Origin of the sequence: Aeromonas sp. 2692-1 (assembly GCF_013085505.1) — a bacterium.
GTDB lineage: Bacteria > Pseudomonadota > Gammaproteobacteria > Enterobacterales > Aeromonadaceae > Aeromonas > Aeromonas hydrophila.
On sequence record NZ_CP038513.1, the window covers coordinates 1411131 to 1431883 of the forward strand.

The 20753-nt window shown below is 64.0% G+C and carries 18 protein-coding genes and 1 pseudogene; 4 read left to right on the plus strand and 15 right to left on the minus strand.

What is annotated here, in order from left to right; translation table 11 throughout:
* Window position 1: 1 nt before the first annotated feature.
* Window positions 2–520: a mechanosensitive ion channel domain-containing protein gene (locus tag E5E97_RS06910; protein WP_011704518.1), complete on the plus strand. Its 519-nt coding sequence runs from the start codon at window positions 2–4 to the stop codon at window positions 518–520.
* Window positions 521–562: 42 nt separating this feature from the next.
* On the opposite strand, the gene E5E97_RS06915 is transcribed toward E5E97_RS06910, so the two are convergent.
* The 11 genes and pseudogenes from E5E97_RS06915 to E5E97_RS06965 all read right to left on the minus strand — a co-directional run bounded on the left by E5E97_RS06915 (window position 563) and on the right by E5E97_RS06965 (window position 13370).
* The gene (locus E5E97_RS06915) at window positions 563–811 is read right to left on the minus strand and encodes a hypothetical protein (RefSeq protein ID WP_011704519.1); all 249 of its coding nucleotides are present in this window, start codon (window positions 809–811) and stop codon (window positions 563–565) included.
* A gap of 63 nt (window positions 812–874) precedes the next feature.
* Complete coding sequence (locus E5E97_RS06920) at window positions 875–1450, minus strand: DNA-J related domain-containing protein (RefSeq protein ID WP_139390042.1); 576 nt, start codon at window positions 1448–1450, stop codon at window positions 875–877.
* The gene (locus E5E97_RS06925; RefSeq protein ID WP_171280025.1) at window positions 1447–3234 is read right to left on the minus strand and encodes a sodium:proton antiporter; all 1788 of its coding nucleotides are present in this window, start codon (window positions 3232–3234) and stop codon (window positions 1447–1449) included. The genes E5E97_RS06920 and E5E97_RS06925 overlap by 4 nt, the downstream gene beginning before the upstream one ends.
* 176 nt (window positions 3235–3410) lie before the next feature.
* Entirely contained in the window at window positions 3411–3932 is a 522-nt protein-coding gene (locus E5E97_RS06930; protein WP_005308438.1) for an MltR family transcriptional regulator, read from the minus strand.
* Window positions 3933–4046: 114 nt separating this feature from the next.
* Window positions 4047–5192 carry a mannitol-1-phosphate 5-dehydrogenase gene (locus tag E5E97_RS06935; RefSeq protein WP_171280026.1) on the minus strand — a complete coding sequence of 382 codons (1146 nt, stop codon included), beginning with the start codon at window positions 5190–5192 and terminating at the stop codon, window positions 4047–4049.
* 34 nt (window positions 5193–5226) lie between these two features.
* Window positions 5227–7155, minus strand: a complete 1929-nt coding sequence (locus E5E97_RS06940; RefSeq protein ID WP_171280027.1) for a PTS mannitol transporter subunit IICBA — start codon at window positions 7153–7155, stop codon at window positions 5227–5229.
* Between the two features lie 454 nt (window positions 7156–7609).
* Complete coding sequence (locus E5E97_RS06945) at window positions 7610–8656, minus strand: DUF418 domain-containing protein (RefSeq protein WP_171280028.1); 1047 nt, start codon at window positions 8654–8656, stop codon at window positions 7610–7612.
* Between the two features lie 21 nt (window positions 8657–8677).
* Window positions 8678–9271, minus strand: coding sequence for a TetR/AcrR family transcriptional regulator (locus tag E5E97_RS06950; protein ID WP_171280029.1), 594 nt, complete (start codon window positions 9269–9271; stop codon window positions 8678–8680).
* A gap of 187 nt (window positions 9272–9458) precedes the next feature.
* Window positions 9459–11480 carry an exoribonuclease II gene (locus E5E97_RS06955; RefSeq protein WP_171280030.1) on the minus strand — a complete coding sequence of 674 codons (2022 nt, stop codon included), beginning with the start codon at window positions 11478–11480 and terminating at the stop codon, window positions 9459–9461.
* 100 nt (window positions 11481–11580) lie between these two features.
* Window positions 11581–12479 (minus strand): annotated as a pseudogene (locus tag E5E97_RS06960) (LysR family transcriptional regulator ArgP).
* 267 nt (window positions 12480–12746) lie between these two features.
* The gene (locus E5E97_RS06965) at window positions 12747–13370 is read right to left on the minus strand and encodes an acyl-homoserine-lactone synthase (protein WP_113994599.1); all 624 of its coding nucleotides are present in this window, start codon (window positions 13368–13370) and stop codon (window positions 12747–12749) included.
* A 62-nt stretch (window positions 13371–13432) separates the two neighbouring features.
* On the opposite strand from E5E97_RS06965, the gene E5E97_RS06970 reads away from it, so the two are divergent.
* The 3 genes from E5E97_RS06970 to E5E97_RS06980 all read left to right on the plus strand — a co-directional run bounded on the left by E5E97_RS06970 (window position 13433) and on the right by E5E97_RS06980 (window position 17155).
* Window positions 13433–14215 carry a LuxR family transcriptional regulator gene (locus tag E5E97_RS06970; RefSeq protein WP_005315931.1) on the plus strand — a complete coding sequence of 261 codons (783 nt, stop codon included), beginning with the start codon at window positions 13433–13435 and terminating at the stop codon, window positions 14213–14215.
* A gap of 212 nt (window positions 14216–14427) precedes the next feature.
* On the plus strand, window positions 14428–15048 hold the full coding sequence (gene lysE / locus E5E97_RS06975; protein WP_011704530.1) for an L-lysine exporter: 621 nt from the start codon (window positions 14428–14430) through the stop codon (window positions 15046–15048).
* Between the two features lie 127 nt (window positions 15049–15175).
* Window positions 15176–17155: a bifunctional 2',3'-cyclic-nucleotide 2'-phosphodiesterase/3'-nucleotidase gene (locus E5E97_RS06980; protein ID WP_171281202.1), complete on the plus strand. Its 1980-nt coding sequence runs from the start codon at window positions 15176–15178 to the stop codon at window positions 17153–17155.
* 73 nt (window positions 17156–17228) lie between these two features.
* Here E5E97_RS06980 and E5E97_RS06985 read toward each other — a convergent pair whose 3' ends face one another.
* From E5E97_RS06985 to E5E97_RS07000, 4 genes are all read right to left on the minus strand, one after another.
* Window positions 17229–17705: a glycine zipper 2TM domain-containing protein gene (locus E5E97_RS06985; RefSeq protein WP_005308463.1), complete on the minus strand. Its 477-nt coding sequence runs from the start codon at window positions 17703–17705 to the stop codon at window positions 17229–17231.
* Between the two features lie 137 nt (window positions 17706–17842).
* The gene (locus E5E97_RS06990; protein ID WP_171280031.1) at window positions 17843–18295 is read right to left on the minus strand and encodes an N-acetyltransferase; all 453 of its coding nucleotides are present in this window, start codon (window positions 18293–18295) and stop codon (window positions 17843–17845) included.
* A gap of 119 nt (window positions 18296–18414) precedes the next feature.
* A complete protein-coding gene (locus tag E5E97_RS06995; RefSeq protein WP_026080215.1) occupies window positions 18415–18810 on the minus strand; it encodes a nitrous oxide-stimulated promoter family protein in 396 nt (131 codons plus the stop codon).
* A gap of 111 nt (window positions 18811–18921) precedes the next feature.
* Window positions 18922–20724 carry an aminopeptidase P family protein gene (locus E5E97_RS07000; RefSeq protein ID WP_171280032.1) on the minus strand — a complete coding sequence of 601 codons (1803 nt, stop codon included), beginning with the start codon at window positions 20722–20724 and terminating at the stop codon, window positions 18922–18924.
* Window positions 20725–20753 lie beyond the last annotated feature (29 nt).

Below are 20753 nucleotides of genomic sequence, written 5' to 3' on the forward strand. Positions count from 1 at the left end.
CATGACGACATGGGAATCTTTTGGCGTGACCCTGCTGTTGCTGCTGGGCCACACCCTCGTTCGCGGGCTCATTCACAAGAGCCTGCTGGCGCTGGCCCAGACCCGGCAGGTGAGCGAGAACCGGGTGCTCTACGTGGAGCACGTGTTCCACTTCCTGCTCGGCTGCGCCACCCTGCTGATCCTGGCCGGGGTGTGGGGGCTCGACTTCTCGCGGCTGGTGGTGCTGGCCTCCTCCTTCTTTGCGGTGCTGGGCGTCGCCATGGTGGCGCAGTGGTCGATCCTCTCCAACATCACTGCCAGCATCACCATCTTCTTCGCCTTCCCCTACAAGATTGGCGACCGGATCCGGATCCTCGACAAGGATGACTCGGTCACCGGGGTCATCACCGAGATCGGCCTCTTCTACGTGCGGGTGCGCGATGACAACGGCGATCTGGTCACCTATCCGGCCAACCTGATCTTGCAAAAGCCGGTCAGGCGGCTGGAGGGCAAGGGGGTGGAACCCCTGCAACCGGAATGAGAAAAGGCTCCCGTGGGAGCCTTTTTTGAGCCTGCCGATCTCTCAGCGTTCGAAGAAGCGGTAGAGGTGCTCGACCTGGATCGGGCAATCCGCCACCAGGTGCACGTGCTGGCGGGCCTCCTCGACCGAGCCGAAGTAGCGGGGGCAGCCCAGGGTGTCGGTCATCTCGTACAGCTTGCCGTCCTGACCCCTGAACTCCACGATCCAGCCGGGCAGGATGGCGTCCTGCAGGATCTCGGCTTCCTTGAAGGCTTGCTGCTGATAGAGCTGGCGAAGTTCGCTGACTGTCATGACATCCTCCCGTGACGCTTGATGCCACTTCAAGTCTAGTGGTTGCGGTCAGGGTCGGCCGGCTCATTTGGCCGATTTGAGGTGCTCCCAGGCCCAGCGCAGGCGGATGAAGGTGTCGGCATCGCCCCCGCGATCCGGGTGGTGTTGCAGCGCGAGCTCCCGCCAGCGGCGGCGGATGGCATCGGGCTGCGCCCCGGTCGGCAGGGCGAACAGGGTCAGCGCCTCGGCCCTGTGTTCATCGCGCTCACAGGCCCGCCAGAAGCTGCCGAGCAGCGCCTCCACCTCCTCCCGGTCGGTCTGCCAGAACACCTGCCAGTCGAGGTAGTAACTGCGCAGCGCCTCGCCCCGGGCGAGGGCGCTTGCCCCCTCGCGAATGGCGAGTGGTTCGAGCCGGATATCCAGGGTGCTGATCACCAGCCACCACCCTTCGCCATGAAGCTCGGCCTGCAGCTGGTAGAGGGCGTTCATGATGAGGAAGTTGAGCCGAAACAGCTGTTGCTGCTCATCCCCCGGCAGAGGCGGGATGACCTCCTGGCGGCGCAGCTCGGCCAGCAGCTCGTGCACCTTGTAGCTGCCGCTTGCCTGCCGCAGCAGTGTCAGCAGTGGAGCCAACAGCGGGTTGGGCCGTGTCTCGCTCATGGGGTGGCCGTCTCCTTCGGCGGCTGCAGGGCGATCAGCAGCTCCCCGGCCAGCGGTTCGACGGGGCCGGTGACGATGCGGGCCCGCCCCTTGCCGTCCAGCACGAACAGCGGAATGGCGCCCGGGTTGGCCTCCTGGTACTGGGTCCAATCGAACGCCTCGCTCAGCCGGGTCGCCTTGATCTGGCCGCCCCGGCTCAGCAGGCCGCTCAACCGGGCGTAGTTGATGTCGGGACCGAACAGGTTCTGGCGGGCGCGAAAGGTGGTGCTCTCCCGATTGGCCTTGCCGTGCTGCTCGCTGGAGCGCAGGGAGTAGACCTTCTCCTCGCCGTAGAGGTGGGCGAAGTGCAGCACGCCGAGGGCGTTGTTGTGGCGGTTGGGGGAGAGCGCCAGCACTGTGCTGATGCTGGTGAGCGGCAGGTGCAGCTCGGCGTGTTCGGATTGCGGATTGCCGAAGTAGCAGGGCAGGTTGCTCATCCGCGCCTGACGGCAGAACTCCCAGGCAGGATCGCAGAGCTGGACCGGCACCCCCTGATCAGCCAGTGCCCGGCCGATGGCCCGCGCCACCGAGTTGGCCCCGATGATGAGCCAGGTGTTGGGGGCGCTCTGGCGCATCTTGAGCAGACCGGCCAGCGGCGCCGAGGTGAGGCTCTGCAGCACCACGGTGGAGATGATCACCGCAAACACCAGCGGCACCAGCTTGTCGGCATCGGGAATGCCGGCCTGGTGCAGGCTGATGGCGAAGGAGGCGCTGACCGCCGCCGCCACTATGCCGCGCGGCGCAATCCAGCCGAGCAGGGCGCGGGCCCGCCAGGAGAGATCGGATCCCCAGGTGGAGACCAAGATGCAGAGCGGGCGCGCCACGAACTGCACCACGCACAGCAGCGCCAGCACCATGGGGCCGAGCTGCCAGAGCTGGGCCAGGTCGAGGCGGGCCGCCAGCAGGATGAACAGGGAGGAGATGAGGATGACGGCGAGATCCTCCTTGAAGGCCAGCACCTCCTCCAGATCCAGCCCCTCCTGATTGGCGAGCCAGATGCCGAACACGGTGACCGCCAGCAGGCCGGATTCGTGGCTGAGCCAGTTGGAGAGGCTGAAGGTGACCAGCACCAGCGCCAGCACGCCGAACTTGTGCAGGCTGACCGGCAGCCAGTCCTTGCGGATCAGCAGGGTGGTGAGCCAGCCGGCGCCGACCCCGATGAGCGAGCCCACCCCCACCGTCTTGGCCAGCGCCAGCAGGGTGTGGCCGATGAGATCCCCCTGACTGCCGAGGCGCACCGCCTCGAACACCAGCACCGCAAACAGGGCGCCGATGGGATCGATGACGATCCCCTCCCAGCGCAGGATGCGGTCTACCTCCCGGGTCGGGCGGATCACGTTGAGCATGGGGGCGACCACGGTGGGGCCGGTCACCACCAGCACGGCGCCGAGCACCATAGCGACCCGCCAGTCCAGTCCCAGCAGGAAGTAACCGGCGCTGCCGATGACGGCGAAGCTGGCCAGCATGCCCACCGAGCAGAGGTTGCGCACCACTTTGCCGATCCCTTTCAGCTCGGCCAGGTGTAAGGTGAGCGCCCCCTCGAACAGGATGATGGCGACCGACAGGGAGACCAGCGGAAACAGCAGGTCGCCGAGCAGGGCGTCGGGGTCGAGCAGGCCGCTGACCGGGCCCAGCAGCAGGCCGGTGAGCAGCAGAAACAGGATGGCGGGCACCCGCAGCGACCAGGCCAGCCACTGGGCCAGCACTGAGACCAGGGCGATCCCGGCCAGGGAGAGAGCAATCATGCAGACCTCGATTAAGGCGATGAACCTGGAGGAAGTGTAGTGGGGAAGATGGTCAGATTGACACCAGCCGGCGGCGGGAACAAGGGGGGGAGCGGATCGCGCGACAGCGGGCGTCACGGGGGCATGGCCGCGGGAGAGGATCGGGGTGTGGCCGCTGGCTGCGGCCACCAGCCGGATTAGATGGGACTCTCTTTGTGGAGTTCGGTGACGCAGTCGGCCACCGCCAGCACCAGCGCCGAGCGCACCACCTGATCGAGCCGGTTCAGCTGCATCTGGTAGAAGGGCCAGTCCTCCTCGTTGGCGGGGGCCTCCTGCGGCATCATGCCGCCCTGGCTGACGCCGTGCAGGCGTGCCAGCAGATCGCGGATCGGTTTGTCGCTGAAACGGTAATCCTTGGGGTCGCGCACCAGAAAATCGCGGATCTTCAGGTAAGCCTCGAGATCCTGATAGCGTTCGAGGGAGATGAGGCCGAGAGCGAAGATGAGCTTGAGGCGCACCTCCAGCTGGCCGAGGGGACCGCTCTGGTTGAGCAGGGGTTCGATGGCGTATTTGACGGCATACTCCTCCTGACGGAATGCGCGTCGCATCAGGGAGTCGACCGCCTCTTCCAGGATGGTCACGACCTCGAGAAAGAAGCCGCGAGGGCCATCCTGCTCGTTCAGTCGCTCCAGTACTTCATCTTCCTGGTGTGTGGTCATAAGTGCATTGGGTCCAGCTGACAGGGAGAGAGTGGGCCTCTCTCCCGGTTTTTATCGTATGAGGCGCTTTGGTGGCCGGCCTTAGTGGGCCGGCGGCGACGGCGCCTCATCAGGTCACTTCAAATTGCCATAACGGGCAACGATGGCGGCAACGATGTCACTGTCTGCATCCAGACCGGTCACCTGGGCCAGGGCCCGGGCCGGACCGAGCTCGGCCAGCAGCGCCTGCAGCTCCACCGCCTGAGGGTCGTCGGCGTTGCGATAGTGCAGCGCCGCGGCGATCCCCTCCTGCAGGTGTTCATTGGGCAGGCCGTATTCCAGGGTGCCGAGCAGGGGTTTCACCAGCCTGTCCCCCGCCGCCAGCTTGCGCAGCGGCTGACGGCCGACCCGGTCGATCTCGTCCACCAGATAGGGGTTGGCGAAACGGGCCAGGATCTTCTCGATGTAGGCGGCGTGCAGCCGGGGATCGAAACCGTAGCGTTTCACCAGCACGGCCCCGCTCTCCTCCATGGCGCGGCGCACCTTGCTGCGGATCAGCGGATCCTCGATCGCCTCCCGCACCGTGTGGTAGCCCCTCAGCTTGCCGAGATAGGCGGTGACGATGTGGCCGGTGTTGAGGGTGAACAGCTTGCGCTCGACGAAGGCCATCAGGTTGTCTGTGGTCTCCATGCCCGCCACCTGGGGCAGCTCGCCCTTGAACTGGGTCTGGTCGACGATCCACTCGCTGAAGCTCTCCACCGTCACCTCCAGCGGATCGTCGTTGGCCGCGGCGGGCGGCACTATGCGATCCACCGCCGAGTCGACGAAGCCGACGCAAGCGTCGAGGGTGGCATGATACGCGACCGGCAGGTACTTGAGTACCTCCTGCTTGAGGTGGCTGGTGCCGCGCACCATGTTCTCGCAGGCGATGACGTTGAGCGGCGTCAGGTTGCCGGCATCGAAGCGGGCCTGCAGCCCCTTGGCCAGGGTGCTGGCGATCTTGTCCAGGATGTTGGGACCCACCGCCGTGGTCACCAGATCGGCGGTGATGATACGGGCGATCACCTCGTGGCCGGCGGAGCTGACGGCGGCCACGTTGCGCACCACGTCCAGCTTCTGATCCGTCCCCACCACGTGCACCTTGTACTCCTGCCGGTGGTTGAGCTGATCGATCAGGGTCTCGTTGACGTCGGCGAAGGTGACCTGGTGGCTGGCATCCGCCAGCAGCTTGCCGATGAAACCACGTCCGATATTGCCGGCACCAAAATGCAATGTTTTCATGATATTAACCTCTATAACCAAAGATGATGATGAGTTACGCGGCCTGTTCGGCGCCCAGCAGGTTCAGGAACTCCTGGGGATCCTGGGTGCTGGCCAACCGGTCGATGAGACCCGGTTCATCCAGTGCATTGGTCAGTCTGGTTATTACCTGAATGTGTTCGTCGTTGCGGGCGGCGATGCCGATCACCAGCCGTGCCACCTCGTCGGCCGATTCGCCGAAGGCGACCCCGGCCGGGTACTGGCAGATGACGATGCCGGTGCGCTTCACGTGCTCCTTGGCGGCTATGGTGCCGTGGGGCACGGCGATGGACTCGCCGAGGTAGGTGGAGACCAGGCGCTCGCGCTCCAGCATGGCGTTGACATAGTCCGGCGCCACGTAGCCACGCTCGGCCAGCAGCTTGCCGGCGGCCAGGATGGCGGCCTCCTTGTTGTCGGCCTTGAGGCCGAGGTGCACGTCCTGCAGGCTCAGGGTGAAGACTTCACCGGCCTGCGGTTCATAGCTGTCGTCGTTGGCGGCCACCAGCAGCTGCGGGTTGGCCACGTCGTCGTTGGCCGCGCCGGCCAGGCTCAGGTTCTGCACCAGCTCCTGATAGAGCGCGTTGTCGAGGAAGTTGGTCAGGGAGATGTGCTGGGCGTGCGGCGCGTGGCGACGGGCACGGTCGGTCAGATCCTTGTGGGTGATGACCAGATCGACCTGATCGTCCAGGTTGTTGATGGCCCGGTTGGTAACACTGATGTCGAGACCGGCGGCCTGCACCCGCTTGCGCAGCATGCCGGCACCCATGGCGCTGGAACCCATGCCCGCATCGCAGGCGACGACGATGTTGCGTACCGCCATCAGCTCACCGCTCGGCTTCTTGGCCGCGGCGGCTGCGGGCTTGGCACCCTTCATAGACTTCATCTTGCGAGTGGCTTCGTCCAGGGCATCGGCCTCGTCGGCTTCCGGCTGCTGGGCACGGACGAAGACGGCGGCGACCAGGAAGGAGGCGGTAGTGGCGGCGATGATTGAGAGCAGCACCCCGATCAGGGAGGCTTTCGGCGTCATCAGCAGCACGGCGAAGATGGAGCCCGGCGAGGCGGGGGAGACCAGACCCGCGTTGAACAGGGTCAGGGTGAAGACCCCGGCCATGCCGCCGGCGATCACCGCCAGGATGAGGCGCGGGTTCATCAGCACGTACGGGAAGTAGATCTCGTGGATACCGCCGAAGAAGTGAATGATGGAGGCACCGGCGGCGGATTGCTTGGCGGCGCCACGGCCGAACACCATGTAGGCCAGCAGCACGCCCAGACCCGGACCCGGGTTCGCCTCGATCAGGAAGAAGATGGAGCGGCCCTGTTCGGTGGCTTGCTGGATGCCCAGCGGCGAGAAGATGCCGTGGTTGATGGCGTTGTTCAGGAACAGGATCTTGGCCGGTTCGACGAAGATCGAGGTGAGCGGCAGCAGGCTGTTGTCCACCAGGAAGCCCACGCCCGCCGCCAGCACACCGGAGAGCACCTTGACGAAGGGGCCGATCACGAAGAAGGCGAGGATGGCCAGCAACATGCCGATGATGCCGGCGGAGAAGTTGTTGACCAGCATCTCGAAGCCGCTCTTGACGCGACCCTCCATCGCCTTGTCGAAGCGCTTGATGGCCCAGCCACCGAGCGGGCCGACCATCATGGCGCCCATGAACATGGGGATGTCGGTGCCGACGATCACGCCCATGGTGGTGATGGCACCGACCACGGCCCCACGCTCACCGCCGATCAGCTTGCCGCCGGTGTAGCCGATGAGCAGCGGCAGCAGGTAGGTGATCATGGGCCCGACCAGCTTGGCCAGCGTCTCGTTCGGCAGCCAGCCGGTGGGGATGAAGAGGGCGGTAATAAAGCCCCAGGCGATGAAGGCGCCTATGTTGGGCATGACCATATTGGACAGGAAGCGTCCAAAATTCTGTATCTTGACTTTGGTATCCGGTGATAACATGTCGGGACCCCGTTTTAAGCCTGTTTGATTAAAAGTGGTAGTCGGGCTGGCCGGTTTTGCCGAACCGCCATCCCTGTCGTCTAAGCAACTTCAATCTACCAGCTTGTGATCAAATTAGGCTGAAAACGGGGTGTCTTGTGATGCATCTCTCAAATACCCCGGCCACCCCCCTCCCTTCATAGTGATGTCGATCACATTCACTCTCTGTATTTCGGCTACATTTCGATCTTTTCTGCCGCCAGCATCGTTTTTATGTGACACGAATCACTCTTTGCTATTTGCGCAAATCTGATGTCAATGTGATCCATTTCTCACTTTCATTATTTGTATTCAATTGGAGCAATTCGCCTGACCTGAAAAGTGAGGGTATTGACGATGGATTGCTTGAATCCATATTCAAATAACAAATGAATTAATTATTTTGTAACCCACTTTCAGTTTTTCATGATGCCCTTCAGCCGCAGAGTCGACGCATCAGCCACTCCAGCGGGCCTCGCTCGAAGCGCTGACTCCAGAGATTGGCAAACAGTAGTGCCGCCAGGGCGAAGAGGCCGGCGGCCAGCACAACCTCGGGCAGATCCTGCCCCTGCAGCCAGCCGATGGCCTCCAGTACCCCCATGCCGAGCATGATGTGGGCCAGATAGAGGGTCAGGGTCTGCCGGCCGACCGGCAGCCACACTCGCCACCAGCGGGCCTCGGGCAGGGCGCGTCCCAGCCAGAGGCAGAGCGCGATCAGGGTGCTGGCCGCGCCCATGCCGAACAGCAGGTAGAGCGGCGCCGGGGGAATGGGCTGGGTCGCCAGCAGTGGCGCCAGCTCGGGGTTCGGCAAGAGGGTCGGCAACCAGAGCGACAGCCCCTTGGCCAGCGCCATGGCACTCACCCCGCCGGCCAGCAGCCAGCGCTGGGTGACCGGATTGGCCAGAGGTTGGCGGCTCAGCCAGAGGCCGTAGAGCAGAAAGCCTAGCCAGGGCACCACCGGGTGCCAGCCGTTGAACAGCAGATTGCGGATGAAGCCGGCCAGGGTCCAGAACTCGGGATAGCTGAAGCTGTGCCACTGCCAGCCCCGATCGTAATCGAGCAGGAACAGCAGGCCGACGAAGCTTGCCGCCAGCAGCGGGATCAGGGCCAGCAGCAAGGGGGAGGGAAGCCGGAGACAGCAGGCCCCCAGCAGAAAGTAGACGGCGTAGTAGTGGATGATGTCGGCCGGAAAAACCAGGTAGTTGAGCAGCCCCACGATCAGCAGGAACAGGGCCCGCCTGGCGGTATGGCTCATGGCCGCCGACCACGCCAGCTTGCGGGTCGACAGCCCCAGCCCGATGCCGGCCAGTACCACGAAGCTGGCGGCGGAGCGCCCCTCCAGTGCATCCAGCAGGGGCTTGAGCCATGTCGGCCCCCCCGCCAACACCCCCATGGCGATGCGAAAATTCACCAGCACCATGCCGAGCAGGGCCATGGCACGGGCCAGATCCAGTCCTTCCAGTCGATTGTGCGGGGTCGTCATGGTGGTGACTCCTTGGGGTGATCAGCGGGCCGGGCCCAGCAGCTGGTCCAGCAGGGACGGCAACCTTTGTTCCACCGGTGCCTGCTCTGGATGCAGGGCGAGGGCGTGGCGCACCGCCTGCCCCTCCAGTGCGTCCAGCAGCAGCTGGGCGGTGAGATCTGACTGCAGATGTGCGGCCAGTTCCCCCGCCTGCTGGCCACGGCGCACCGTCGCCGCCAGGGCATCGCACAGCTGGCGCTGGTTGCTGGCGAAGGTGGTGGCCATCTCCGGATGGCGGGTCAGCTCGGCCAGGATCTCGGTGCCGAGCAGCAGGTTCTCCGGGGTCAGCGACCAGGCGAGGTAGCCGGCGGCGAAGCGGGCCAGCGCCGCTCGGGCCGGCCCCTGGACCAGCTCATCCAGCAGGGGTTGCAGCTCGGCCGCCTCAAGCGAGGCGATCAGGGCGATCAGCTCCTCCTTGCGGGCGAAGTGGTTGTAGAGGTTGCCGAGGCTCACCCCGGCGGCGGCGGCGATGTCGCGCATGCCGGTCTGGTGGAAGCCCCGTTCGATGAAGCAGCCGAGCGCCGCCTGGATGATCTGCTCGCGCCGCTGCTCCAGCCGCAGGTTGTTGGTGGTCATGGGGATGCCTTTTGCTAGAAAATTTACAATGAGCGAACGTTCGTTCATTTATGGGTTCACTCTATGCTCGTGGCGAGCAACTGGCAAGCTCGGGGCGTACAAAAAGTGATCGGCGGACTCGGCGGGTGGCATGGCCCAATAAAAAAGCCCGCAGAGTGCGGGCTTTTGCAAGGTGGGGATACTTGGCTTATTCGGCCTTGGGCGCCTCGTCAGCAGGCGCGACATCGGCCTCGCTGGTCGGGGCGACCGGCGCCGGGCCAGGTACCAGCTCCACCGCCGGCTTGGCGATGAGGGAGCGGGTCTCTTCCACCGCTTCGGTCAGCTTGACCTCGATGATCTGGCCGAGCTCGTAGACCACCTCGGTCTTGTCCAGATAGACGCGGCCGTTGTCCCAGTTGCACTCCAGCCGATCCTTGTTGTCGAGGATATGGCGGGCGGGCATGAACACCACGGCACCGTTCTCGCGCAGACGCAGCTTGAGGCCGGCGCGCATTACGTCGATGATCTCGGCGTTGAACACCTTGTCGGTGCCGGCATCGGCCTTGAGGTAGCGGACATAGAGCCAGTCGCCGATGTCGCGCTCCACCATGCGGTGCAGGCGGCGGCAGGCGGTCAGGTGCTCGGTCAGCTCCAGGTTCGGGCGCTCACCCGGGGTCTTGCCGGCGATGACGGCCTTCAGCAGGCGATGGTTGACCATGTCGCCGTACTTGCGAATGGGCGATGTCCAGGTGGCGTAGGCATCCAGCCCCAGGCCGTAGTGGGCGCCCGGCTCGGCGGACATCAGCGCATAGCTCTGGAAGCGGCGGATCTTGCCGTCCAGCCAGCGGGTGTCCAGGCTGTCGATCCAGCGGCGCAGGGCGCAGAAGCCTGAGAGACTCGCGATCTCTTCCTTCTCGAACGGGGCCTCTGCGCTCTTGAGCAGCTCGATGGCGCCGTCGAGGGACTCCTCGTCGAAGCCGGTGTGGACGTTGAAGATGCCGTAGCCGACCTGCTTGCCGAGCACGCGGCCGGCGCAGATGTTGGCGGCGATCATCGACTCTTCCACCATGCGGTTCGCGATGCGGCGCGGCTCCACGTGGATTGCCAGCACCTCGCCGTCCTCACCCAGCTCGAAGTCGTAGTCGGGACGGTCCGGGAACACCAGGGCGTGCTCGGTGCGCCAGGCGATGCGCGCCTCGGTCATCGCCTTCATCAGCGGCAACTGGGCCAGGACACCCGCGTCTATGTTCAGCTCTTTGCCGTGTTCGGCCCAGTCGGAGACGTCGTCATAGCTGAGGCGGGCGTGGGAGCAGATGCGGGCGGCGAAGAACTCGGTCTCCTCCAGCAGCAGGCCGTCCTCGGCGATCAGCAGACGGGCGCAGAGGGTGTTGCGCTCCTCACCCTCCTTCAGGGAGCAGAGCTCGTCGGAGAGGGTGCGCGGGATCATGGGCACGTTGCGGCCCGGCATGTAGACGGTGAAGGCGCGCTGGGCGGCCTCCTTGTCCAGCTCGCTGCCTTCGGCAACAAAGGCGGTCGGATCGGCGATGGCGACCAGCAGCTCCCAGCCGTTGTCCAGCTTGCGGATGGCCAGGGCGTCATCCATGTCCTTGGTCTTGGCGCCATCGATGGTGAAGAAGGGGGTCGCGGTCAGGTCGGTGCGCGGCAGCTCCTCTTCCTCGATCACCTTCCACTCCGGCAGGTCGGCCGGTTCAATCTGGGCCAGGTTGTGGCGCGCCAGCACCACCCACCAGGGCACGTTGTGATCGTCCTGGGTGGCGATGAGCTGGGTGATCTCGGCGGAGAAGTTGCCGTCCACCAGGGCGTGGCGCTTGAGGGTCGCGACCACCCAGTCCCCTTCCTTGAAGGATTTCTCGTCCAGCCCCTTCTTGGCGCGGGCCTTGATGGCGTCCTTGATGAGGGGGTGGTCCGGCACCACGTTGAGGCGGTCGCGGAACATCTTCACGCGGCCGACGAAGCGGGTCACCGCCTGCTCCAGCAGGGCATCCGGCTCCGCCACTTCCTTCTCTTTCTCGGTGCGGATCAGGGCGCTCACCCGGTCACCGTGCATCACCTTCTTCATGTAGGGAGGCGGCACGAAATAGCTGGTCTTCTCATCGACCTCCAGGAAGCCGAAGCCCCGATCGGAGGCGCGGATCACACCCTCTTTCTTGGGGATGTTCTCGCGGATCTGTTGTTTGAGTTGAGCCAGCAGCGGATTGTCTTGAAACATAAGTGAGGAACCTGAAGTGGAAAACCTGGGTGGAGACCTGATGAAGGATCGCCCAGCACTATACGTTTTTACCCCCCCAAAGCCAAGGTGAATGGCCTGCTCAGCGGGGTTGCAGTGCCTGGCGCCCCTGCTGGATCAGGCGCGCCGAGATCTGCTTGTGCAGCCCCCGCTCCAGCACCCAGCGGTGCCAGTAGAGGCGCTCGATCAGGTGATGGTCCGGGCTGAGATCGAGCAGCCGCCCCTCTGCCAGCTGCTGGCGGATCTGCAGCTCGGGGATGAGGCAGCAGGCGAGCCCCTGCTCGGCCATGGCGACGAAGGCCTCGGACGAGCGCACCGTGTGGCAGGGGTAGCCACCGGGTTCCAGCCCGAAGTGGCGGGCCATGAAGCTGACGTGCATGTCGTCCCGCTGATCGAAGGCCACCGCCGGCGCCTTGGCCAGCGCCGCCGCGTTGAGTCCATGGGGGAAGTGGCGGGCGACGAAGGCGGGGCTGGCGGTGAGCATGTAGCGCATCTCGCCGAGCTCGTCGACGCAGCAGCCGGCCAGCGGCTGGGGTTGCAGGCTGACGGCGCCGAACGCCTGCCCCTCGCGCACCTTGTCGAGGGTGCGGCTCTCGTCGTCCACCAGCAGGTTCAGCTCTATGGGGTGTTGCTCCAGCAGCGGGGCCAGGGCGGGCAGGAACCAGGTTGCCAGGCTGTCGGCGTTGACGGCGATGCTGATGCGGATCGGCGCCTGGGGTTCGGCGGGGGAGAGCTCACCGGCCAGCTCCAGCTCCAGCTGGCGCACCTGGCGGTAGTGGCTCAGCAGCTTCTGGCCGAGGGGGTGGCCTGCAGCGGCTGGCTGCGGATCAGCAGCGGCTCGGCAAACTGCTGCTCCAACTGCTTGATGCGCTGGGAGATGGCGGACTGGGTGATGTGCAGCCGCTGGGCGGCCCGCTCGAAGTTCTGCTCCTGCATCACCGCATCCAGCGCCAGCAGCAGCTTGTAATCCAACGCCTTCATCAGCACGCCTTATCAACGGAGGGAATTGAGAAGGGATGCTACTCAAGTGGTGGCGGGAGAACAACCGGGGATCGCTGAAAATGTCGGCAGACCAGGCGTGACAAGGGCTGTGGGGTCAAAGCGGATTTGTCACTGTGAGATGTGACAGTGGTGGTCAAAAGGCATTCAGGAGATACTCTTTTGCGTCCGTTTTTGCATGGGGTGGAAACGGGCCATAGCGAGAACTTTTAATCCCGGGTCTTACCCCGGGATTTTTTTGCGTCGCCTTTATTCGGTGACCAGTTCGCGCGTCTCGTCATAGGCACCCTGCAGGGGCTGGCCGACGGCACGGGCGAACCGCTCATCCAGATGGAAGCGGATCCCGACCCCGCGCACGGCGCCCAGATCCACCGCCTGGCGGTGACCGAGCCGTTCGATGGGCAGGCCGAGACGGCGGAAGATCCGCTCTACCGGCAGGCTGACCACGGCAACCAGCTCGCGGATCCCCTGCGCCTTGGCGAAGGCATAGACCTCGCGGAAGATGATGCAGGTCAGTTCGCTGATGCCGTTGCCGAGCCGGGGAGCCCGTTCGGCATCGATGGCGAGGCGGGTCAGCTCCCACACGTCGTTGCTGCGTGGCGGGGCTTCACCGGCGAGGGCGGTAGGGAAGATGCTGGGCAGCATGTAATCCTGGGCACAGCTGAGCAGACGGATGCAGCCGCACAGGCCTTCCTCGTCTTCGATCAGCACCCAGTGGGTGTCAGGGGTATCGAAACTGTCCTGCTCCAGACCACGGTGGGATTCCACATCCCAGCCGAGGCGATCGGAGAAGACGCGATTGCGAAAGCGATAAAGCTCGTTTTCTACCTCCCATCTGGGGTGTTCTTTTAATTTTCCTTTGAAAACAAGCATTCAGATGTCTCCATTTCAGTGTTCGGCGCTATAATCGAGGCCCTGGCCAGGGGGGCTAGCATATGAAACAAGACCAACTGCTTGAGTACCTCGAACATTTCACTTCGGTAACGGACGGGGATCGTTTGGCCGAGTTGATCGGTCGGTTCACGCTCGGTATGGGTTACGACTACTACCGGTTTGCGCTGATCATTCCCATGTCGATGCAAAGACCCAAGGTGGTGCTGTTCAACCAGTGCCCAGACTCCTGGGTGCAGGCCTACACGGCCAACCATATGCTGGCCTGTGATCCCATCATTCAATTGGCCCGCAAGCAGACCTTGCCCATTTACTGGAACCGGCTGGATGAGCGGGCGCGTTTTCTGCAAGAGGGCAGTCTTGACGTGATGGGGTTGGCGGCGGAGTTCGGGCTGCGCAACGGAATTTCGTTCCCGTTGCACGGTGCGGCAGGGGAGAACGGCATACTGTCGTTCATCACCGCCGAGCGGGCATCGAGCGATCTACTGCTGGAGTCCTCGCCCATCCTCTCCTGGATGTCCAACTACATCTTCGAGGCGGCGATCCGGATTGTGCGGGTCAGTCTGCGGGAAGATGACCCTCAGGAGGCCCTGACTGACCGGGAGACCGAATGCCTGTTCTGGGCCAGTGAAGGGAAAACGTCGGGTGAAATCGCCTGCATCCTGGGGATCACGGAGCGAACCGTGAACTACCACCTCAATCAGGTCACCCGTAAAACGGGGTCGATGAATCGCTACCAGGCCATCGCCAAGGGGGTGAGCAGTGGCATTTTGCTGCCCAATCTCGAGCAGGTCGTGGTCACCAACTTCCCCAAGCTGATGCAATAAAACCCGATGATTCTCGGGGCAGAGTGATTGGCTAACAATTGTCAGATCCTGCAATTGACAGTCATGGCCGAATGGCGGCCCTTCTGCCCCGAAGGGGTTATGCCTGCTGCACGGTCATTAGCAAAACCAATGGCTCAGCAGATCAATGAATTTCTCTAAATAGAACTGTCCCCTTATAGTGCCGTCCAATCACTCTGCTGGACGGTTCATCCATGTTTGCTACCACCCTGCAAGGCTTCACCCTCGGCCTTGCCATGATCATTCCCATCGGTGCCCAGAATGCCTTCGTGCTGAGTCGGGGCATCCACCGCAACCACCATCTGCTGACGGCGACCCTCTGCTGTCTGTGCGATCTCGTGCTGATCGGCATCGGGGTGTTTGGCGGGGCCAACCTGCTGGCGGCCAGCCCGATCGGCCTGGCCCTGCTGACCTGGGGCGGCGTGCTGTTTCTCGGCTGGTTCGGTATCCGTTCCCTGCGCAGTGCCTGGCGCGGGCAGGGAGCCAAGCTGGCGGACTCGCCCCAGTTGATGGGGGTCAAGAGCGTGCTGGCCATGACCCTCGGGGTGACCCTGCTCAACCCCCACGTCTACCTGGATACCCTGATGCTGCTCGGCTCCTTCGGCAGCCAGTTTGCCGAAGAGTTGCGGCCGGCCTTTGCGGCGGGGGCCATGCTGGCCTCGCTGGTCTGGTTCTACAGCCTGGCGTTTGGGGCGGCTGCCCTCTCGCCCTGGCTTGCGCGCGGCAGGGTTCAGCAAGCTATTGATACTATTGTTGGTTTCATCATGCTGGGGCTGGCGTTGCAACTGGCAAGCGGGGCTCTGCTGGCGTCATAAGGCTATTTTTGTGCCGCACCTCATAAAAATTAATCCCGGCTTCATGCACTGACATATTCGTCTGTTAAATTCCCGTCGCTGGTAAAGCGACACTCATAATAAAAGGGACAAGACAGTGAATAAAACCATGAAGCTGGGTGCTATTGCAGCCATCGTGCTGTTATCTGCCTGTAGCAATGAAAACGACAGCAAGGCGCAACCGGGTGAGGTTGCCCTGCGTCTGATCCAGACCTCCGATATCCACTCCAACGTGCTGGGCTATGACTACTACCAGAACAAGGAAGATCGCAAGTTTGGCTTCTCCCGCACTGCGCTGCTGATCCGCGTGGCCCGCGCAGAAAACCCCAACAACCTGCTGCTCGACAACGGCGACCTGATCCAGGGCACGCCGCTGGCGGACTACATCTTCGAGCAGTCCGGTGCCGGTTACCTCGACAAGCAGGCCCACCCGGTGTTCAAGGCGATGAACGAGCTCGGCTACGATGCCGGCAACCTGGGCAACCACGAGTTCAACTACGGGCTGGATTACCTCACCAAGACCCTGCAGGGAGCCAAGTTCCCCTATGTGAACGCCAACGTGTTCGAGGCGGGCGCTTTCAAACGCGATGCCAAGGGGCAAATAGACTGGAGCGGCAACAAGTTCACCCCCTACCTGCTGCTGGAGCGCAAGGTGAAGGATGACAAGGGCCAGTTGCAGACCGTCAAGGTCGGCATCCTGGGGCTGACCCCGCCGCAGGTGCTGCAGTGGGACAAGCGCCATCTGGAAGGCAAGGTGGTGGTGGCCGACATGGTCGAGACCGCCAACCACTATGTGCCCGAGCTGCGCGCCAAGGGCGCCGATATCGTGGTGGTGGTGGCCCACACCGGCATCAACGCCAGCAGCTACGAGGCCATGATGGAGAACTCCGCCTGGCACCTGGCCAAGGTGAAGGGGGTCGATGCCCTGATGCTGGGTCACGCCCACAAGAACTTCCCGGGTGACTTCCCGGATCTGCCGGAGGTGGACAACAAGGCCGGCACCCTGAGCGGCATTCCGACTGTAATGCCAGGTTACTGGGGCAACCACCTCGGCATCATCGACCTCAAGCTGGAGCAGGTGGACGGCAAGTGGCAGGTGAAACAGAGCCAGGCCAGCCTGCGCAAGATCGACTCCAGCGAGGGGAGTGCGGTGGATCAACGGGTGGTAGACTTGGTACAGGCCGATCACGACGCCACCAACCAGTGGCTGGACGAGCCACTCGGCAAGATCACCTCCTCCATCCACAGCTTCTTCGCCCTGGTGCAGGATGATCCTTCGGTGCAGCTGGTGAGCGATGCCCAGCGCAAGCATGCCGAACAGCTGCAAAAAGACGGCCTGCTCAAGGAGTCCTACCCCATCCTGTCGGTGGCGGCCCCGTTCCGTGGCGGCCGCAACGGCATCAATGACTTCACCTATGTGGCTCAGGGCGACATCTCCCTGCGCAACGTCTCCGACCTCTACATCTATCCGAACACCCTGCAGGTGGTCGAGGTGAACGGGGCCACCGTCAAGGAGTGGCTGGAGATGAGTGCCGGTCAGTTCAACCAGATCGACACCGGCAAGACCGAGGTGCAGTGGCTGGTGAACGAGAAGTTCCCCACCTACAACTTTGACGTGATCGACGGGGTCAACTACGAGGTGGATATCACCCAGCCGGCTCGTTACAACAAGGAAGGGGCCAAGGTCAGCGACGGCCAGCGCATCAGCAGCCTCACCTTCAACGGCCAGCCCATCGATCCGGCCCAGAAGTTCTACGTGGTGACCAACAACTACCGCGCCAGCGGCGGCGGCCACTTCCCGGGCATCGACGGCAGCAACATAGTGCATGAAGACCCCTTCGAGACGCGCGAGATCATCGCCCAGTACCTGAAGGCCCAGTCTGCCGACAACCCGGCCGGCTTCAGCCCGGCGGCCAACAACAACTGGCACATGAAGGCCCTGCCGGCCAACGTGGACGTGCGGCTCTACTCCTCGCCCCGCGAGGAGGCCAAGCAGCTGGCCGGTGCGGATCTGGAGTACAAGTCCACCCTGCCGATGGATGACGCCCAGCACCCTGGCTACGCCATCTTCCGGCTGATCCGTCAGTAATTCTCGGCCGACATGGCAATAAAAAAGCCCTCGCACTGCGAGGGCTTTTTCATGGGTGGAGGGTTCCGAGGGCTTAGTTGACCACGGCCACGTTGATGGTGCCGTTACCCTGGGTCATGCGGACCCGGGCGCCCGGCACGAAGGTGGGGCTGGCCTTTTGCACCACCACGATGGATTCGCCGTTCTCTTTCTTGATCTCGAGTTCGACGCCGTCCACCTGGTTGAGCTTGTCACCGGCCGCCTTGCCGGCTGCCGCACCTGCGATGGCGCCACCGGCTGCGGCGATGTCGCTGCCGCGCCCGCCGCCAATGGTGCTACCGAGCAGGCCGCCGACCACGGCGCCGCCGATGGTGCCGATCAGCGAGTTCTCATCGGCCTGGATCTTGACCGGGCGGGTGGAGAGGATGGTGCCGTAGCTGACGGTCTGCACCTGCTTGGCGCGATCCTTGGTGTAGACGTCACCGGAGTAGACGTCGCTGTTGGCACAGCCGCTGAGGGTGGTGGCGGTGGTGGTGGCCAACAGGGCGATGAGGGTAATGCGTTTCAACATGATGGGCCTCCTGGGCTGGCATCTAATCTGGTTTGTTCGGTCAGTGATTCAACTCTACGCCAACCGGATTGAGCATGAAACCAGCAAAGTGTAACCAATTATAAGGCCCGAGCCCTGCAAACCCCGTCACCGCCGGCTCAGCCGAGCCGTTTTTCCAGCAGCAGGCGATCCTCGCCCGGGCCGAAATAGTCGCGCTCCCCGGCCAGTTGCTGATAACCGAGTCGAAAGTAGAGGCGCTGGGCCGGATTGGCCGGATCCACCGTCAGTCTGACCCGCTCGATCCCCAGTGTCAGCAGTGACTGCTCCACCTGCAGCATCATGCGTTCGGCCAGGCCGAAGCCGCGCGCCTCCGGCAGCACCGCCAAGGAGAGCAGCCAGCCCTGCGACCGATCCTGTCCCAGTCCGCCCAGGGCATAGCCCAGCAGCTTGCCGTCCAGCTCGGCCACCAGCAGCAGCTCGGGCCACAGATCCATGGCCTGGCGGAAGAAGAAGCCGGGATAGACATCCTCCCCGAATACATTGACGTCGATCTGCCAGATGGCGTGCATGTCGGTGTGGCGCGCCACTCTCAAAACGGGGGGCTGGTGCATCCGGGCTCCTGTGGTGTCGTACGTGCTGCCGGGCGGCAGTCAAAAAGGAGCCACAGGGTAGTGGGCCCGCGGGACTGATGCAAGCGGGTCTGGGGCGCTGAGCGGCAGGGCGCCCCGGCTCAGGGCGGCAGGGGACGGCTGCCCGGTCGTTTGGGGGCCTTGCGACGGCTGTCCAGCAGGTGGCGCAGGGCCAGCCAGGGGTGATGCCAGAGCATGCGCGGGCCGCTCCACTTCATCACCAGCTGGATCTGCTTGCGCATGGCCGGGGCATAGCAGTGGATGTGGCAGTTGGCACAGGTGGGCTTGTGGCCGTGACCATAGCGACAGCGGCGCAGCCGCTGGTGGGCGAACTCCTGCAACTGCTGGCAGTGCCGGCAGGCGGGATCCTGATGATGGTGGTCGCAGTAGAGGCGGATCATGGCGCTGACCGTCTGCTGCTCCCGCTTGAGCCTGGGATGCACGGGCGCCTTGTCGGCACGGGCCGGGCGCGCGGGGTGGGAGTGATGGGTCGTCATGCAGGGCATTGTCCGGACCTGGGCGACGGGGTCTTGATACAGGTCAAACCGGCGGGCAAAAAAACAGGGCCCGCGGGCCCTGTTTCATCAGACAGCTCTGCTTGTCTGCGCTTAGATGAGGCTGGTTGCCTGCTCCAGCCAGGCGAGATCCTCGCCTTCCAGCAGCGGGCTCAGGCGGCGGTAGACCTCGGCGTGATACTCGTTGATCCAGCGGAACTCGGCCGGGCTCAGCAGGCTGCGATCGATGAGGCGGGTATCGAACGGTACATAGGTCAGCCGCTCGAAGCCCAGCATCGGCAGCTCGCCGATCTGCTCCTGCTCGGTGACCACCACCAGGTTCTCGCAACGGATGCCGAAGGCATCTTCCCGGTAGTAGCCAGGTTCGTTGGAGAGCACCATGCCCGGCTGCAGGGCCACCAGGCTGCCCTTGGGGGCGATGCGCTGCGGGCCTTCGTGCACGCTGAGGAAATGGCCGACGCCGTGGCCGGTGCCGTGGTCGTAGTTGTAACCGGCCTGCCACAGCGGTTGGCGGGCCAGCACGTCGAGCTGGATGCCGGCGGTGCCGCGCGGGAAGCGGGCCTGATCCAGCGCGATGTGACCCTGCAGTACCCGGGTGAACATCGCCTTGTGCTCGTCGGTCAGCTCACCCACCTTGAGGGTACGGGTGATGTCGGTGGTGCCGTCCAGATACTGGGCGCCGGAGTCCACCAGATAGATGCTGTCCTGGCCAAAGGTACGCGGGGTGCCGTTGGTGTGGCGGTAGTGACACATGGCTGCGTTGGGGCCGAGCGCGGAGATGGTGTCGAAGCTCGGCTCGACATAGTGCTCCTGCTCGCGGCGGAAGGCTTCCAGCTGATCGGCCAGGGTCCCTTCATCCACCCCGTCGAACTCGCCGCTGGCGATCAGCCGATCCAGCCAGGCCAGGAAGCGGGTGACGGCGACACCGTCGCGCAGATGGGCGGCGCGCATGCCGGCCAGCTCCACCTCGTTCTTGCATGCCTTGGGCAGCATGGTCGGGTCCTGACCGGCCACCAGGATGGCGCCCGCCTCTTCCATGACCAGCTGGGTCCAGGCGTTGGCGGTGTTGGGATCGGCCAGCACCTTCTGCTGGTCTTCACCGATGCGCTGCAGCACGTCACCCAGCTTGTCGATGGGGTAGACGGAGACATCCTGCCCCACGTGCTGGCTGAAGGCGAAGCAGTCGATCTTGTCGGTGTCGACGAAGAAATCCATGGTGGCGTTGGCGTAGAGCACCGCGAAGCCCAGCACCACCGGCAGCCGCTCCACGTCGCGACCGCGCAGGTTGAGCAGCCAGTTGATGGGCTCGGCCTGGGTCAGCAGCACCGCATCCAGCCCGCGCTTGCGCAGATCGCTGGCCAGCATCTCGCGCTTGGCCTGGCTGGACTGGCCCGCCAGCGCTTCGCTGTAGAGGATGGCCGGGTTCTTGGTGGGGGCGGGGCGATCGCTCCAGTGCAGATCGATGGGGTTCTGCTCGACCCGCACCAGCTCGATGCCGCGCTCGGTCAGCACCGCCTTGGCGTTCTGATACCAGGCCAGGCTGTGCAGGCGGGCGTCGAAGCCGACCCGGGAGCCGGACGGCAGCTGATCCGCCAGCCACTGCACATGGGGATCTTCCACCAGATGGAGAAACTCGAAGAGCTCGGCCGGTGCCTGCATGCGGGCCTGCACCGTGTAACGACCGTCGATGAACAGGGCCGCCCGCTGCGCCAGGATGATGGCGAGGCCGGCGGAGCCGTTGAAACCCGTGATCCAGTCCAGTCGCTCGGCGTAGGCGGGAATGTACTCCCCCAGGTGCTCGTCGTCGTGGGGGACGATGAAGGCGTCCAGCTCCATCATGGCCAGTTCGGCCCTGACCTGGGCGACGCGGGTTTCAATAATCTCGAAATGATTCATGTCGTTAATGCCAGATTGTTGTGATGTGA